Origin of the sequence: Kitasatospora nipponensis (genome assembly GCF_039528135.1) — a bacterium.
Classification (GTDB): Bacteria; Actinomycetota; Actinomycetes; order Streptomycetales; family Streptomycetaceae; genus Kitasatospora; species Kitasatospora nipponensis.
Window position 1 is genome coordinate 1 of record NZ_BAAALF010000724.1, and the last position, 699, is coordinate 699.

At 68.8% G+C, this 699-nt stretch carries 1 pseudogene; it reads right to left on the reverse strand.

Annotation, left to right across the window (positions count from 1 at the left end):
* Positions 1–68: 68 nt before the first annotated feature.
* A pseudogene (locus tag ABD323_RS42940) lies at positions 69–699 on the reverse strand (PKD domain-containing protein); the annotation flags it as partial.

Below are 699 nucleotides of genomic sequence, written 5' to 3' on the forward strand. Positions count from 1 at the left end.
GGTCGCGGCGAGGGCCGCGATGCCGAGTCTGTGCTGTGTGGATGACAAGAAGGTTCCCCCAGAACTGATCACTTGGTGAAGTAGCCGAACAGGTCGGCGATCAGCTCCACGTCGCCCTGACTCCCGTTGTAGAAGGCGTTCTTGCCTCCCGCACCGGTGGCCACCACCACGTGGTTCGGAACGGTCTGCCCCGTCACCCAGTTGAGGTTCGAGACCACCGGCCGCCCGGTGGCGGCCGGGTACACGGTCAGGAATCCCGGTGCGGCGGTTCCGGTCACCGTCACGTTCATCGCGACCGCGCTAGCACCGGGGTACTCGACCACCTCGACGCTCCGGGTGGCTCCGCCCCGCACCGTTTCGCCGGGCTCCCACTCGTCGTACCAGGGCAACGAGCCCCGGGTGTCGGCCTTCCGCACCGGCACCAGCGCGTGGGACTGGTCGCCCCCGGTCTTGGTGTAGCACCCCGCGAGATCGGCGATCAGCTGGACCTGGCCCGGGCCGCTACCGGCCACGAACAGCGAGACCTTGCCGTCCACCACCGGGACCGTCACCAGGTTGGCAAGGGTCCGCCCGGGTGTCCAGTTCAGGTTGGAGATGGTCGGACGGGTCTGGCCGTGCGGATACACCGTCAGGTAGCCGCCACCGGTGGGCTCGGTGACCGTCACGTTCATGCTCACGGCCGTCACCCCCGTGGCCGGG